The organism is Macrococcoides goetzii (assembly GCF_002742385.2).
GTDB classification, from domain to species: Bacteria; Bacillota; Bacilli; order Staphylococcales; family Staphylococcaceae; genus Macrococcoides; species Macrococcoides goetzii.
In genome coordinates this window covers 628155-641572 of record NZ_MJBI02000001.1, presented here as the reverse complement: position 1 = coordinate 641572, position 13418 = coordinate 628155, and the positions used below count along the sequence as shown (strand labels likewise).

The 13418-nt window shown below is 33.9% G+C and carries 13 protein-coding genes; 9 read left to right on the top strand and 4 right to left on the bottom strand.

Annotated elements, in window-relative coordinates; all coding sequences use genetic code 11:
* The first annotated feature begins 32 nt into the window (after positions 1–32).
* A complete protein-coding gene (locus tag BFS35_RS03415; RefSeq protein ID WP_099577830.1) occupies positions 33–1067 on the top strand; it encodes a DUF2332 family protein in 1035 nt (344 codons plus the stop codon).
* Between the two features lie 38 nt (positions 1068–1105).
* On the opposite strand, the gene BFS35_RS03410 is transcribed toward BFS35_RS03415, so the two are convergent.
* Positions 1106–2452, bottom strand: a complete 1347-nt coding sequence (locus BFS35_RS03410) for an aspartate kinase (RefSeq protein ID WP_099577832.1) — start codon at positions 2450–2452, stop codon at positions 1106–1108.
* 119 nt (positions 2453–2571) lie between these two features.
* Here BFS35_RS03410 and BFS35_RS03405 point away from each other — a divergent pair, with 119 nt between their 5' ends.
* The 4 genes from BFS35_RS03405 to BFS35_RS03390 are packed head-to-tail and all read left to right on the top strand — an operon-like array spanning position 2572 to position 6603.
* Positions 2572–3807 (top strand): homoserine dehydrogenase, encoded by a 1236-nt coding sequence (locus BFS35_RS03405; protein WP_099577834.1) that lies wholly within the window; start codon positions 2572–2574, stop codon positions 3805–3807.
* Between the two features lies 1 nt (position 3808).
* Complete coding sequence (thrC, locus tag BFS35_RS03400; protein WP_099577836.1) at positions 3809–4870, top strand: threonine synthase; 1062 nt, start codon at positions 3809–3811, stop codon at positions 4868–4870.
* Positions 4871–5755 carry a homoserine kinase gene (gene thrB / locus BFS35_RS03395; RefSeq protein WP_099577838.1) on the top strand — a complete coding sequence of 295 codons (885 nt, stop codon included), beginning with the start codon at positions 4871–4873 and terminating at the stop codon, positions 5753–5755.
* A 47-nt stretch (positions 5756–5802) separates the two neighbouring features.
* The gene (locus tag BFS35_RS03390) at positions 5803–6603 is read left to right on the top strand and encodes a Cof-type HAD-IIB family hydrolase (protein WP_099577840.1); all 801 of its coding nucleotides are present in this window, start codon (positions 5803–5805) and stop codon (positions 6601–6603) included.
* Positions 6604–6646: 43 nt separating this feature from the next.
* Here the strand turns inward: BFS35_RS03390 and BFS35_RS03385 are convergent, their stop codons facing one another.
* Positions 6647–7510 carry an oxidoreductase gene (locus BFS35_RS03385; RefSeq protein WP_158554245.1) on the bottom strand — a complete coding sequence of 288 codons (864 nt, stop codon included), beginning with the start codon at positions 7508–7510 and terminating at the stop codon, positions 6647–6649.
* Positions 7511–7622: 112 nt separating this feature from the next.
* Here BFS35_RS03385 and panB point away from each other — a divergent pair, with 112 nt between their 5' ends.
* Genes panB through panD form a run of 3 tightly spaced genes read left to right on the top strand, consistent with a single transcriptional unit; the run spans position 7623 to position 9685 of the window.
* Positions 7623–8444 carry a 3-methyl-2-oxobutanoate hydroxymethyltransferase gene (gene panB / locus BFS35_RS03380; RefSeq protein ID WP_275068214.1) on the top strand — a complete coding sequence of 274 codons (822 nt, stop codon included), beginning with the start codon at positions 7623–7625 and terminating at the stop codon, positions 8442–8444.
* 2 nt (positions 8445–8446) lie between these two features.
* On the top strand, positions 8447–9301 hold the full coding sequence (gene panC / locus BFS35_RS03375; protein ID WP_099577846.1) for a pantoate--beta-alanine ligase: 855 nt from the start codon (positions 8447–8449) through the stop codon (positions 9299–9301).
* The gene (panD, locus tag BFS35_RS13870; protein ID WP_099577847.1) at positions 9302–9685 is read left to right on the top strand and encodes an aspartate 1-decarboxylase; all 384 of its coding nucleotides are present in this window, start codon (positions 9302–9304) and stop codon (positions 9683–9685) included.
* Positions 9686–9711: 26 nt separating this feature from the next.
* On the opposite strand, the gene BFS35_RS03370 is transcribed toward panD, so the two are convergent.
* Positions 9712–10029 carry a hypothetical protein gene (locus BFS35_RS03370; protein WP_099577849.1) on the bottom strand — a complete coding sequence of 106 codons (318 nt, stop codon included), beginning with the start codon at positions 10027–10029 and terminating at the stop codon, positions 9712–9714.
* Between the two features lie 74 nt (positions 10030–10103).
* Positions 10104–11543, bottom strand: a complete 1440-nt coding sequence (locus BFS35_RS03365) for an amino acid permease (protein ID WP_099577851.1) — start codon at positions 11541–11543, stop codon at positions 10104–10106.
* A 263-nt stretch (positions 11544–11806) separates the two neighbouring features.
* On the opposite strand from BFS35_RS03365, the gene BFS35_RS03360 reads away from it, so the two are divergent.
* Positions 11807–13285, top strand: a complete 1479-nt coding sequence (locus tag BFS35_RS03360) for a catalase (RefSeq protein WP_099577853.1) — start codon at positions 11807–11809, stop codon at positions 13283–13285.
* Positions 13286–13418: the final 133 nt, after the last annotated feature.

Sequence of the window (13418 nt, the reverse complement as noted above, 5' to 3'; positions counted from 1 at the left end):
TAGTTTATAAATAAATAAATGGAGGCAGCAAGATGCCAGAAAAAATTAAAAAGCAATTTATTGCATATTCAGAAGCTGTCAAAGAAGACAGCCCGCTGTATAGTTACATCACTAAGCAACTCGCAGAAGAAGAACAATTAATGATAAAGATTAAGCCTCATTTCTTTAATGCATATTTTATTTCTTTATACTTGTCTTCTGTGTTAAAACATCTATATATTTATGAGGATCAATTACGTGATTATTATCTAAACTTTACGAATGATCCAAAGAAACCTTCAAAAGAGATGATAAAAGCATTTCTTGCTTTTCAGGAAACTCATTTTTCAGATATTTTAGGTGACATTCAACGTTATAACTTAAAGAAGAATATTGTTGAACGATCTTCTGTGTTAGTACCAGTTTTTCAGCATATTATTAAGTTAAGTGGACAGGAACAATTTAATGTTGTAGAACTTGGTTCAAAAGGTGGATTATTACTTAATTATGATTGGTATGGCTACACTTTCAATAAAAAAATAGAAATCGGTAATACGAAAGATTTTAATATTAAAGTAAAATTAAATGGTTATGACGAAGGGTTTGATATTTCAAATCTTGCACATCCACATAAAAAAGTGGGTATCACAAAAAATAAGATTGATTTAACACTGGACGATGAGTATTTCTGGCTGATGAGTCTTTATTATCCAGAAGAGACAAAGCGACGTAAGCATTTTATGAAAGCACGCAAAGTATTTCTGGAACATCCTGTTGAAATATTAGAAGGCGATGAGCTTACGCTTTTACCAGATGTACTTGCGACGTTACCAAAAGATGAAGCTGTTATTTTATTTCATATTCATGTGACCAAAAATTGGTCAGATGATAAAAAGCAACAGTTAATGGAAATCATTAGTGGGTTTTCACAAACGCATGAAATATATCATGTTCATCATCAAATTTTTAATAATGATATCTATCTGGATTCTTTTGTCGAGGGTAAATTACAACGTCAAAAACTAGCACATTTTGATTTAAATGCATTGACCATTGATTGGTTACATAATCAAAAAGTGATATTTTAGATTGAGTAATAAAAAACAGCGTGTTTTGCGCTGTTTTTTTATGCCGTAAAATATGCATCATATATGGCTTGTACTGCTTTTCTTTCATCTGTTTCATCTATCCCAAACATCATGCTAATTTCTGAAGACCCCTGATTGATCATCTTCAAGTTAATATTATTCTGTCTGAATGCTTCTGTCGCTTTATTTGCTGTACCAACCTGAGTTTTCATTCCTAACCCAACAATCATGAGAATTGCAATATTCTCTTCTACAGAAATATCATCAACATTAAGTTGATTTTTTATTTCAGTGATCAGTTCATATAAATTATCGTTGAACTGATTTTTTCTAATGATTAAACTGATATCATCAATACCAGATGGCATATGTTCATAAGAAATATGATGGTCTTCAAGTATCGTTAATAACTTTCTTGTGAATCCTATTTCTCTATTCATTAAATACTTAGTCATATTAATACTAACAAAGCCAGAATCACAACTTACACCGACAACACCGCTTGAAGCTCTTGATTTAGTAATCATCGTTCCAGGATGGTCTGGATCGTTTGTATTTTTAATATTGACGGGTATACCTTCTTTGTATAATGGCATCAATGCTTCGTCATGAAAAACATTGAATCCGGCATAGGATAGTTCTCGCATTTCAGCATACGTTAAGTTGTGAATTGAGGCAGGAGTAGCTACAATATTTGGATTTGCAGCATAAATACCCGAGACATCCGTGAAGTTTTCATAAATTTCAGCATGAACACTTCTTGAAATAATCGCTCCTGTTATATCACTTCCTCCTCTTGAGAAAGTGACGCGATCTCCGTTTTCATTTACGCCAAAAAATCCTGGAATAATTATTTTTCCTTCGATGTTTTGAATTACTTTATATATTTTATCATAGCTATCATCTAGTATAATCGCGTTACCGGGTTCGTCTGACACAATCATATTTAATGCTTTCGGAGATAGATAAGTTGTTTTTATACCATTTTGATTATTATATGCAGCTATGAGCTGTGCATTAAAATCTTCACCTGAACTTTTTAGTGCATCAAGTAATCGTAATGGCTGATTATTATAATTTTGTATCAAGTCCAGAAGTTGTGTCTTGAAAAGAGGGGTTAATGATGTCGTTAATCCTAATTCATCTTCTATACTTTCAAAACGGTGAAGAATATCATTTAATTCATTGTCATATTTTTCACTTAGCAGTACTTTATCATATAATTGAATTAATAAGTCAGTTACTTTGACATCTTCAGCATATCGTTTCCCTGGTGCTGAAACAATTACAATTTTTCGTTGCTCATTTTGATTTATTATATTTAGGATTTTCTTTATTTGCTGCGTATTTGCAACACTACTGCCTCCAAATTTACAAACGATCATTAACAACACTCTCTTCTTTTTGTATTTTAAGCTTTACTTTATTAATGACTTAGTTATACTATAAATATAAATCTTTTTCAAGAGTACAATTGTATTTATGAGAGAAACAGGAGGTTGCTATGAAACAATTAAAGATTGGCTTACTCGGACTAGGAACAGTAGGAACAGGTGTTGTTCGTATCATAGAAGAAAATAAAGAACAAATTAAAGAAAAGCTTAATACAGAATTACTTATCACCGCAATCGGTGTTCATAATATAAATAAAAAACGTGATATAGATGTAGAACAATATCACTTAACAACAGATTTAAGATCAATCGTGAATAGCGACATTGATATTCTTATTGAAGTGATGGGTGGAATAGATGACACTTATGAATTAATTAAAGAAGCATTACAGAATAAAATTCATGTGATAACTGCGAATAAAGATTTACTGGCAGATCGATTAGAAGTACTTGAAAATGCGTCCCGTGAATCTGGCGTTTCACTAAAATACGAAGCTGCAGTAGCTGGTGGTATTCCGATTATCAATGCATTGAACTACGGTTTAAGTGCTAATGGTATAACACATTTTATGGGTATATTTAATGGTACAAGTAATTTTATTTTAAGTAAGATGAGTAATGAAGGTCAGTCTTATGAAGAAGCTTTGCGAATTGCTACAGAATTAGGATATGCTGAAGCCGATCCAACAGCAGATGTCGATGGTATCGATGCCCAAAGAAAAGTTGTGATTATGAGCTACTTAGCATTTAATCAATTCAACAAATTACAGGATTGTACTGTAGAAGGTATTCGAGAAGTACGTTTAAGTCATATAGAGCTGGCCAAACAACTAGGGTATCGCATAAAATTAATTGGTAACGGTTTATATGATGGAAAAACTGCTAAGTTGTCTGTAGCACCAACAGCTATTCCACAAACGCACCAATTAGCACATGTTGAAAATGAATATAACGCAATTTATATTGACGGTAATGCAGTAGGCGATACGATGTATTATGGTAAAGGTGCTGGAAGTCTTGCTACTGGTAGTGCAGTAGTTAGTGATTTACTTCATATTATTGAAATGATTGACACAGATAATCATAATTTACCGCTTCATCTTGAAGTAAATACTAAATCAGTACAATCTAATCAATCTCACAATCTGCTGCTAATGATTGATTTGTTTGCTGATAGTAATGTTGAAAAAATGTTAAAAGATATCAAACATTCTCGTTATATTGTTCAGGACGGCATTGTTGCACTTGAATGTAATGAAATAAATGCACAGGATTATGAGACGATTAAAGATTATTTAAATCAATTAAATGAAATATACAAAATATACAGAATCGAAGGTGTTTAGCATGAAAAGATGGAATGGATTACTTGAAGAATACAAAGCCTATTTACCGATAAATGAAAATACACCATTACTCACATTAAACGAAGGTGGCACACCATTAATTCATATGCCATATCTTTCAGAATTACTGGAAAATGAAGTGTATGTAAAAGTTGAAGGTGCAAATCCTACAGGTTCTTTTAAAGATAGAGGTATGGTGATGGCTGTTGCTAAAGCAAAGGAAGAAGGTAAGGAAATCGTTATCTGTGCATCGACTGGTAATACTTCTGCATCTGCTGCAGCATATGCAGCACGTGCTGGATTAAAGACAGTCGTTGTCATTCCAGAAGGTAAGATTGCGATGGGTAAACTTGCACAGGCAATTATTTATGGCGCTGAAATTGTATCGATTGAAGGTAACTTTGATGAAGCGTTAAATATCGTTAGAAAAGTGAGTGAAATAAGAGATGATATCGCACTCGTAAATTCAGTCAATCCATATCGTCTTGAAGGACAAAAAACTGCTGCTTTTGAAGTGATAGAACAACTTGGTGCATCTCCAGATATTTTAGCAATTCCAGTAGGGAATGCCGGAAATATTTCTGCATACTGGAAAGGTTTTAAAGAGTATGCAGAAAAGCATAGTACTTCATTACCTCAAATGTTTGGTTTTCAGGCTGAAGGTGCGGCACCAATTGTAAAAGGTCATGTGATTGACAAACCGGAAACAATTGCTACAGCGATTCGTATCGGAAATCCTGCAAGCTGGAAACTCGCTGAAAATGCACGAGATGAATCTTCAGGTTTAATAGATGCAGTAACTGATGAAGAAATTTTAGCAGCTTATCAACTCATTACGAGTAAAGAAGGTGTATTTGCTGAACCAGGTAGTAACGCAAGCATCGCCGGATTAATTAAGACCCATAAAGCAGGTAAACTCCCGAAAGGCAAAAGAATCGTCGCAGTATTAACAGGTAACGGACTAAAAGATCCACAAACAGCGATAGATACAATTGAAGTACAACCTAAAGTATTAAAAAATGAAGAAGAAGCTATCATAAAATATATTGAGTCGGTGATTTAAATGTTATATATAAAAGTACCCGCATCTACATCGAATTTAGGACCAGGATTTGATTCATTGGGGATGGCGGTTAATCTGTATTTAGAATTAGAAGTTTCTGAAAGTGACGTATGGAATATCCAGCATTTTGGTGAGGAACTTGCCGGTTTAGAAAATAATGAGGAGCATTATATACGTAAATACTGTTCATATTTTATGGAAAAATTTAATTTACAAACAAAATCCTTTTCTGTTGTTATGCATACAGATATTCCATTAGCAAGAGGTTTAGGTAGTTCAGGTTCAGCTTTAATTGCGAGCCTTGAAATCATTGATTATTTTTATGATCTTAATTTGTCGAAAGAGGAAAAAGTAAGTCTATTATCTGAAATTGAAGGTCACCCCGACAATGTTGCACCAAGTGTATTGGGTGGTGTAGTGGTAGGCTATTATAATGCACATCTCAATACTACAAGCACATTACAGGTTCCTGTCATTGAATGGCCGATTATGGTGGTTATTCCAGACTATGAACTAAAAACAAGTGAAGCACGTGAAGCCTTACCTGCAAGCTTACAATATAGTAAAGCTGTTGAAGCAGGTGCAATTGGAAATATGCTCATTGCAGCATTGTACGCAAAAGATTACGTTACTGCTGGTCAAATGATGATGCAGGATGTATACCATGAACCATATCGTAAACATTTAGTGCCACATTATGAAATGGTGAGAGCAGCAATTACCGGAGATTGTTATGCATTTTTAAGTGGTGCAGGTCCGTCCATCTTTGTCGTATGTCACCCAGATCATTTCAATGAAAACTTTAAACAACTCAATCAGTTACAAAATTGTGAAGTTAAACACATTCAAGTTGATGTAAATGGTGTTATCGCATACGAAAAATAATCATTTTATGATACGATAACTGTATTAAATGATATGGAGTGAAGAAAATGCAATATAAAATGATTGTTTTAGATATGGATGATACACTTTTAACATCTGACAATACTATTCTGGATTCAACGAAAGAAGTATTAATTGAGGCACAGAAAAAAGGCATCAAAGTAGTACTTGCATCTGGAAGACCAACTGGTGGTATGCTTGATGCTGCAAAAACTTTAAAACTTGCTGAATATGGATCATACATCTTAAGCTATAATGGGGCTGAAGTAACAGATATGCAAACAGGAGAACGTATTGCAGAGACATATGTCAGCAAAGCGTCGTTCGATGAAGTTTATGATTATTTAAAGGCACGTGATGTCTTTGTATTAACATATATCGATAACACAATCGTTTATGAAGGCACACATGAATATATGAATGTTGAACATGAATTAACAGGTCTGCCGATGCAGCCTGTTGATGATTTGAAAGCATTTGTACAGAATAATGTTCCGAAATTAATGGGTGTTGATGATATCGATAAAATTAGTGCGATGAACGAGACAATCGGTGGTAAATTTAACGATGATATCCATGCTACAACTTCTAAACCATTCTTCCTTGAGTTTATGAATAAAAATGTATCTAAAGGTAAAGTTTTAAAACAGCTTATTGATAAGTTAGGCATTCAACCAAGTGAGGTTATGGCTTTCGGAGATAGTAATAACGATAAGGATATGCTTGAATTTGCAGGACTTGGTGTTGCGATGGGTAATGCAAATGACAATATAAAAGCAATCGCGGATGTTATTACAGATGATCATAATCAGGATGGAATCGCACGCATTGTTAAACAATATCTATAATAATACAACGCAGGTCATTAAATTTATTATGACCTGCGTTTTTTCAACGGTTATATTGATATCCTTTTAAAAGTGCATAAACGATGTCTAGTATAGGGGTATTGAGTTGATGATGTCTAGCACGTGTATAAATATACCCCTGAATAAACTCAAATTCTGTTAATGCATTTTCTTGTACATCATAATACATCGATGTGCCCATATGATCAGGATAGCCATTATATATATTTAATATTTCATCTATCGTATCATCGTTAAATGTTAATCCATCTTTATTTGCCACTTTGATCCCTTCTTTTAATAACTGATTTAAAACTTGATTAACTTCCTCTACTTTTAATACTTGTGCGGTATTTTTTGTTAATGCTGTCATTGAGTTAATGCCAAGATTAACAAGCAGTTTAAACCAGATTTGTTGAAGATAATCATCGCTAATCGTTATATCAAGGTCTGTATTTAGAAATATCGATTGCAGTTTTTTAGTATGCGCATTGTTCGGCAATACAAGTTGATTATCTCTAAAATATATTACGATATCATCTTTTTTCTGTCCGCTAATATAGACGACAGCATGGAAGGTGTTAGGATGCGTTATTCGCTCTGTTTGAGAGTAACCATTCTGGCAAATGATAATAGTTGTTTCAGGGTGCGTTATATTATCAATATAGGGTATTATGTCTTTTAATGTATAAGCTTTTGTTGTAATAAATATGACGTCGTATTTTTTAGATGATTCTTTTAGCATTTGTGTTTTGTAGGGTAACGATATTTTTTTATTATCTATTTGTAAGTTGATGTCTCTGTTATTTGTCGCAAATATATCGATATTAAGAGATTTATCGTTTGATATTAGATGCAGTAAAATACTTCCGACAGCACCAGCACCAATAATTGCTATATTCTTCATCATAATTCTCCTCGTATAATAAATTATTTCATTAATATATTATTATATTAAACTATACACATACTCAATTACACACTATAATGTATATACTATGAAAAAAGGTGTGAAGAATTTGAGAACAACTCAAGATTTATACAAGATGAAACAGAACGGTGAAAAGATTACGATGCTGACTGCATATGATTTTCCAAGTGCAAGACAAGTTGAAAAAGCAGGTATTGATACGATACTTGTTGGAGATAGTCTTGGTATGACAGTGTTAGGATATGAAACGACAGTGCAGGTTACACTAGATGACATGATTCATCACGGACGTGCAGTAAGACGAGGAGCACCGAATACTTTTGTTGTTGTAGATATGCCAATCGGCAGTGTTGGAATTGATATGGCTCAGGATTTAAATCATGCATTAAAGCTCTATCAGACGACAAATGCCAATGCAATCAAAGCGGAAGGTGCACATTTAACCGAATTCGTTTCACGCTGTACACAAATTGGAATCCCAGTAGTTGCACATTTGGGTTTAACACCTCAGTCTGTTGGGGTAATGGGGTATAGTGTTCAGGCGAAGACAAAAGATGCTGCTGCGCAATTAATTGAAGATTGTAAAGCGATGGAGGCTGCAGGTGCCATCATGATCGTATTAGAAGTGATTCCAAGTGACTTAGCTGAAACAATTAGTCAAACGGTGAATATTCCGATTATCGGTATCGGTGCAGGAAATGGTACGGACGGGCAAGTACTTGTATATCATGATATATTACAATATGAGCAAGATCACCGTGCGAAATTTGTTAAAGTTTATGGTGACTTCTCGACAGGCGTAGATGCGATAAAACAATTTAATGAAGAAGTAAAATCAGGCATATTCCCGAGTGAGGAATACACATACAAAGCAAAAATAATGGATGAATTAAATAAAGGTGAGGTTTAAAATTGACAGTAAAAGTAAAGACGATAAAAGAAATGCAAAGTATCGTTAAGACATTAAAAAGAGAGAATAAAAGTATCGGATTCGTACCTACGATGGGTGCACTACATGAAGGTCATATGACGTTGATGAAACGTGCACAGCAAGAAAACGATATAGTTATTGCAAGCGTGTTTGTTAATCCTTTGCAATTTGGACCAAATGAAGATTATGATGATTATCCAAGACAAATCGATCAGGACCAAGCATTTTTAGCTGAGAACGGTATTGATTATGTATTTGCGCCAGAACCAGAAGAAATGTATCCAAGTCCATTGCAAATACAACTGACAGTAGGTGCGATGGCGCAAGTATTAGAAGGTGCGAAACGACCTGGACATTTTGATGGTGTTGTTACAGTTGTAAATAAATTATTTAATATAATTCAGCCAGATCAAGCTTACTTCGGTAAAAAGGATGCACAACAGCTTGCAATTATTGAACAGATGGTTGCTGAAATGAATCATCCGATAGATATAGTAGGCATTGATATCGTTCGTGAACAGGATGGGTTAGCGAAAAGTTCGAGAAATGTGTATTTAACTGAAACAGAAAGAATAGAAGCTGTGGCACTTTCACAAAGTTTACAGGTTGCAAAAACTTTATTTGATAACGGTGAGCGAAATGTTGAAGTAATTGAAGCTGCAATAAAAGAATATTTAACAGCGCATACAGCTGGTAAGATTGATGAAGTTGCAATTTATAGTTACCCTGAATTAAAACAAGTTGAAATAATTGATACACAAGTATTTATTTCTTTAGCAGTGAAATACAGTAAAGCACGTTTGATTGATAATATTATTTTAAAGGATGATAAATAAGTGATTAGAACAATGATGAACGGTAAGATTCACCGTGCACGCGTTACAGAAGCAAATTTAAATTATGTTGGCAGTATTACAATAGATCAGGACATATTGGATGCAGTTGATATTTTACCTAATGAAAAAGTTCAAATCGTAAATAATAATAACGGTGCGCGTCTTGAAACGTATGTTATTTCAGGAGAAAGAGGAAGTGGTGTTATTTGTTTAAATGGTGCTGCAGCCCGTTTAGTACAAGTTGATGATATTATTATCATTATTTCTTATGCACAATTAAACGAAGAAGAATTGAAACATCACGAACCTAAAGTGGCAGTAATGGATGAGAATAATAAGATTAAGTCATTGTTGCATGAAACTGCACATACAATCGTTTTATAAATAAAGAGACGTCTTTTGACGTCTCTTTATTTTGGAGTATGTGTCCATGTATTGCTTCCGCGTAGTCGTTTTGTATGCGCAAATAGATTATCAGCTGCATAATCTTCATTTGTGTATACTGAAATATCATAAAATACCATATGATCTTCAAATGGTTCAGAGAGATAAGTATCTTTTAAATGTTCAAATAGACGGTGCATTGCTGTACTATCTAAACTTGGATATTCTCTTAATATTTTTTTGATGATTTGTCCATTCTTTTCGTAGACACCTTGTACGACAATAACAAATTTTTCATCTGTTTTTAATACATTATCAAATAGGTTCGTTTGTCCTGCACTCATCCTAATCACTCCTTTGTTACTATAATTATACAAAGAAACCCTTTACAATGTACAGTACATTGTAAAGGGTGATTTTATAGCTGATGTTCATCTAAATTAATTTTTTGAGCTGGGATAACATTAACTTTACGTATAACTTTATAAGAGAAATATACGGCTAACGCAATAATTAACGGTAAGAATGATTCAAACACTTTAACCCAGTTCATTGCCTGAATATCAGCAAATGATTGACCAATCATCAAAAATGCAATTGTTATGAGAACAATTATCGGACCGACTGGATATAGTGGTGCTTTAAATGGTAACAGCTGATCAACACTTTTTCCTTGTGCTTTTATTGCCTGACGTAATCTTATGTGACTGATAATACTAATTGACCAAACAATCAAGACAAGTGAACCGACCATGCTTAGTAGCTTACCATAACCACCCATATTTATATTGGCATATATTAATATGATAATGATAAATGCTGTTGTTACAAGTAACGCATTGAACGGCATTTTATTCTTATTTAAATTCCCTAAGAAACGAGGAGCCTTACCATCCTGACTTAAAGAAAAGAGTAATCTGCTCGTTGCATATAAACCTGAGTTACCAGCACTTAATACAGCTGTTAAGATAATAGTATTCATAACTGACGCTGCAAACAGAATGCCGACCTTTTCAAAGATAATCGTAAATGGACTCATCGCAACATCGCTATTTTGATTTAATAATCTCGGGTCTGTATAAGGAATAATACAAGCGATAATAAATATTGAACCGATGTAGAATAATAAAATTCTCCAGAAAACTTGTTTGATTGCTTTCGGCATTGATTCTTGTGGGTTTTCTGATTCTCCTGCAGTTACAGCAACTACTTCAGTACCACCAAAAGAGAAACCAGCAACAACGAGTACCCCAAGTAAACCAAGAATGCCATTATGGAAAGGTGCATCTCCGATAGTGAAATTTTTAAATCCAATAGGTTCTCCACCGATAATCCCGAAGATTAATAATAATCCCATGATTAAGAAGATAATAATTGTAGTAACTTTAATAATACTGAACCAGTATTCAGCTTCACCAAATGATTTTACTGAAAATGCATTTAATGCAAATAATAAAGCTAAAAATATAAGACACCATATAAAAGGATGAAGACCTCCAAAAATTTTCCAGTAACTTAATACTTGTGAAGCAGTTAAAATATCAACACTTGTTACTAAACTCCAGATAATCCAATATAACCAGCCTACTGTAAACCCGGCAGCAGGATCAATAAAGCGACTTGCATAAGCATTAAATGCCCCAGATACAGGATAAAATGTAGCAAGTTCTCCGAGTGCTGTCATCAGAAAATATATCATAATTCCGATAATTGCATATGCGACGATTGCACCACCAGGACCTGCCTGTGAAATTACAGCACCACTTGCCATAAATAGACCTGTACCAATAGAGCCTCCGATCGCAATCATGGATATATGACGCGTTTTTAAATCTCTGTCCATCTGCTTCTTTTCCATAACAACACCTAACTTTCTTCCGTTGATTTATAAAGATAAAAGTAATATGTTTTATATTGTATGACTATTCTAAAAATTTATCAAGCAAAAGTTTTAATGCGTCTATGCTTTCATGTACTAAAGTATAGATAGATCGCTTAATGCCGGCATTTTCACTATTAAAAAATTCAAGAAATAATTAAATTGCTTTATTATATATTCTAGATTATAATAATTATAAATAAGACTTGTTCTTATCGTTATCAACAAGGAGGAAAAAATATATGACAGAAAATAATAATCATTTAAGAGGTTTGTTTGGTGCACCAGTTGGCGATAGAGAAAATTCTATGACAGCAGGTCCTCGTGGCCCATTAGTTATGCAGGATATTTTCTTTTTAGAGCAGATGGCACATTTTGATCGAGAAGTTATTCCTGAAAGAAGAATGCATGCAAAAGGTAGTGGCGCTTATGGTACTTTTACAGTAACGCATGATATTACTCAGTATACAAATGCTAAGATTTTTAGTGAAGTTGGTAAACAAACACAAATGTTTGCTCGATTTTCAACGGTAGCAGGTGAACGTGGTGCGGCTGAAGCAGAACGTGATATCCGTGGATTTGCACTAAAATTTTATACTGAAGAAGGTAACTGGGATTTAGTCGGTAATAATACACCGGTATTTTTCTTCCGTGATCCTAAGTTATTTGCTAGTTTAAATCATGTTGTAAAAAGAGATCCAAGAACAAATATGCATAATCCGGAAAGTAACTGGGATTTCTGGACATCATTACCTGAAGCTTTACACCAAGTTACTATATTAATGAGTGATCGTGGTATTCCAAAAGGATTCCGTCATATGCATGGATTTGGTTCTCATACTTACAGTATGTATAACGATGCTGGAGAGCGTGTATGGGTGAAATTCCATTTCAGAACTGAGCAAGGCATTGAAAATTTAACTTCAGAGGAAGCAGCACAAATTATTGCTACAGATCGTGAATCAAGTCAACGTGACTTATACAATGCGATTGAAGCGGGTGATTTCCCTAAATGGAAAATGTATATTCAGGTGATGACTGAAGAACAAGCAAGAAATCATAAAGATAATCCATTCGATTTAACGAAAGTATGGTATAAAGGTGAGTACCCATTAATACCAGTTGGGGAATTTGAATTAAATAGAAATCCTGAAAATTATTTTGCAGAAGTGGAACAAGCAGCATTTGCACCGACAAATATTATTCCAGGTTTAGATTTTTCACCTGATAAAATGTTACAAGGTAGATTATTCTCTTATGGTGATGCGCAAAGATACCGTTTAGGTGTTAACCATCATCAGATTCCTGTAAATGCGCCTAAAGCAGTTACAGGGGGATGTCCATTTTCTAGAGATGGTGCAATGCGTGTAGATGGTAATTTAGGTAGTCATACAAATTATTATCCTAATCAATATCAACACCATCAAGATGATGCAAAGTATAAAAAACCTGCATTAGCAATTGATAGTGCAGTATATGAATGGAACTTTAGAGAAGATGATGATAATTATTTCGAACAACCTGGTAGATTATTTAATATATTATCTCCAGAAGAACAAAAACGTTTATTTATCAATACAGCTAATGAAATGAAAGAAGTTTCAACACCAATTAAACACCGTCATATTAGAAACTGCTATAAAGCAGATCCATTATACGGACAAGGTGTAGCAGCTGCCATGAATATTGATATTAATGAAGTTGATTTAGTAGGGGAATAAAAGTATTTTTAAAGCCTGCACCCAATTTGGGTGCAGGTTTTGTTTGTATTAATTGAAAGTGTCGTCAAAAGAAGTTTGAAGTCACTTACTTAGTGAAAATGAAAAAGGGATTTGAGTAAGTGTCGTCAAAAGA

Excerpts from the sequence above, each read along its gene's own strand:
- BFS35_RS03415 (WP_099577830.1), top strand. The coding sequence starts at position 33 with ATGCCAGAAAAAATTAAAAAGCAATTTATTGCATATTCAGAAGCTGTC.
- BFS35_RS03410 (WP_099577832.1), bottom strand. The coding sequence starts at position 2,452 with ATGATCGTTTGTAAATTTGGAGGCAGTAGTGTTGCAAATACGCAGCAA.
- BFS35_RS03405 (WP_099577834.1), top strand. The coding sequence starts at position 2,572 with ATGAAACAATTAAAGATTGGCTTACTCGGACTAGGAACAGTAGGAACA.
- thrC (WP_099577836.1), top strand. The coding sequence starts at position 3,809 with ATGAAAAGATGGAATGGATTACTTGAAGAATACAAAGCCTATTTACCG.
- thrB (WP_099577838.1), top strand. The coding sequence starts at position 4,871 with ATGTTATATATAAAAGTACCCGCATCTACATCGAATTTAGGACCAGGA.
- BFS35_RS03390 (WP_099577840.1), top strand. The coding sequence starts at position 5,803 with ATGCAATATAAAATGATTGTTTTAGATATGGATGATACACTTTTAACA.
- BFS35_RS03385 (WP_158554245.1), bottom strand. The coding sequence starts at position 7,510 with ATGAAGAATATAGCAATTATTGGTGCTGGTGCTGTCGGAAGTATTTTA.
- BFS35_RS03370 (WP_099577849.1), bottom strand. The coding sequence starts at position 10,029 with ATGAGTGCAGGACAAACGAACCTATTTGATAATGTATTAAAAACAGAT.
- BFS35_RS03365 (WP_099577851.1), bottom strand. The coding sequence starts at position 11,543 with ATGGAAAAGAAGCAGATGGACAGAGATTTAAAAACGCGTCATATATCC.
- BFS35_RS03360 (WP_099577853.1), top strand. The coding sequence starts at position 11,807 with ATGACAGAAAATAATAATCATTTAAGAGGTTTGTTTGGTGCACCAGTT.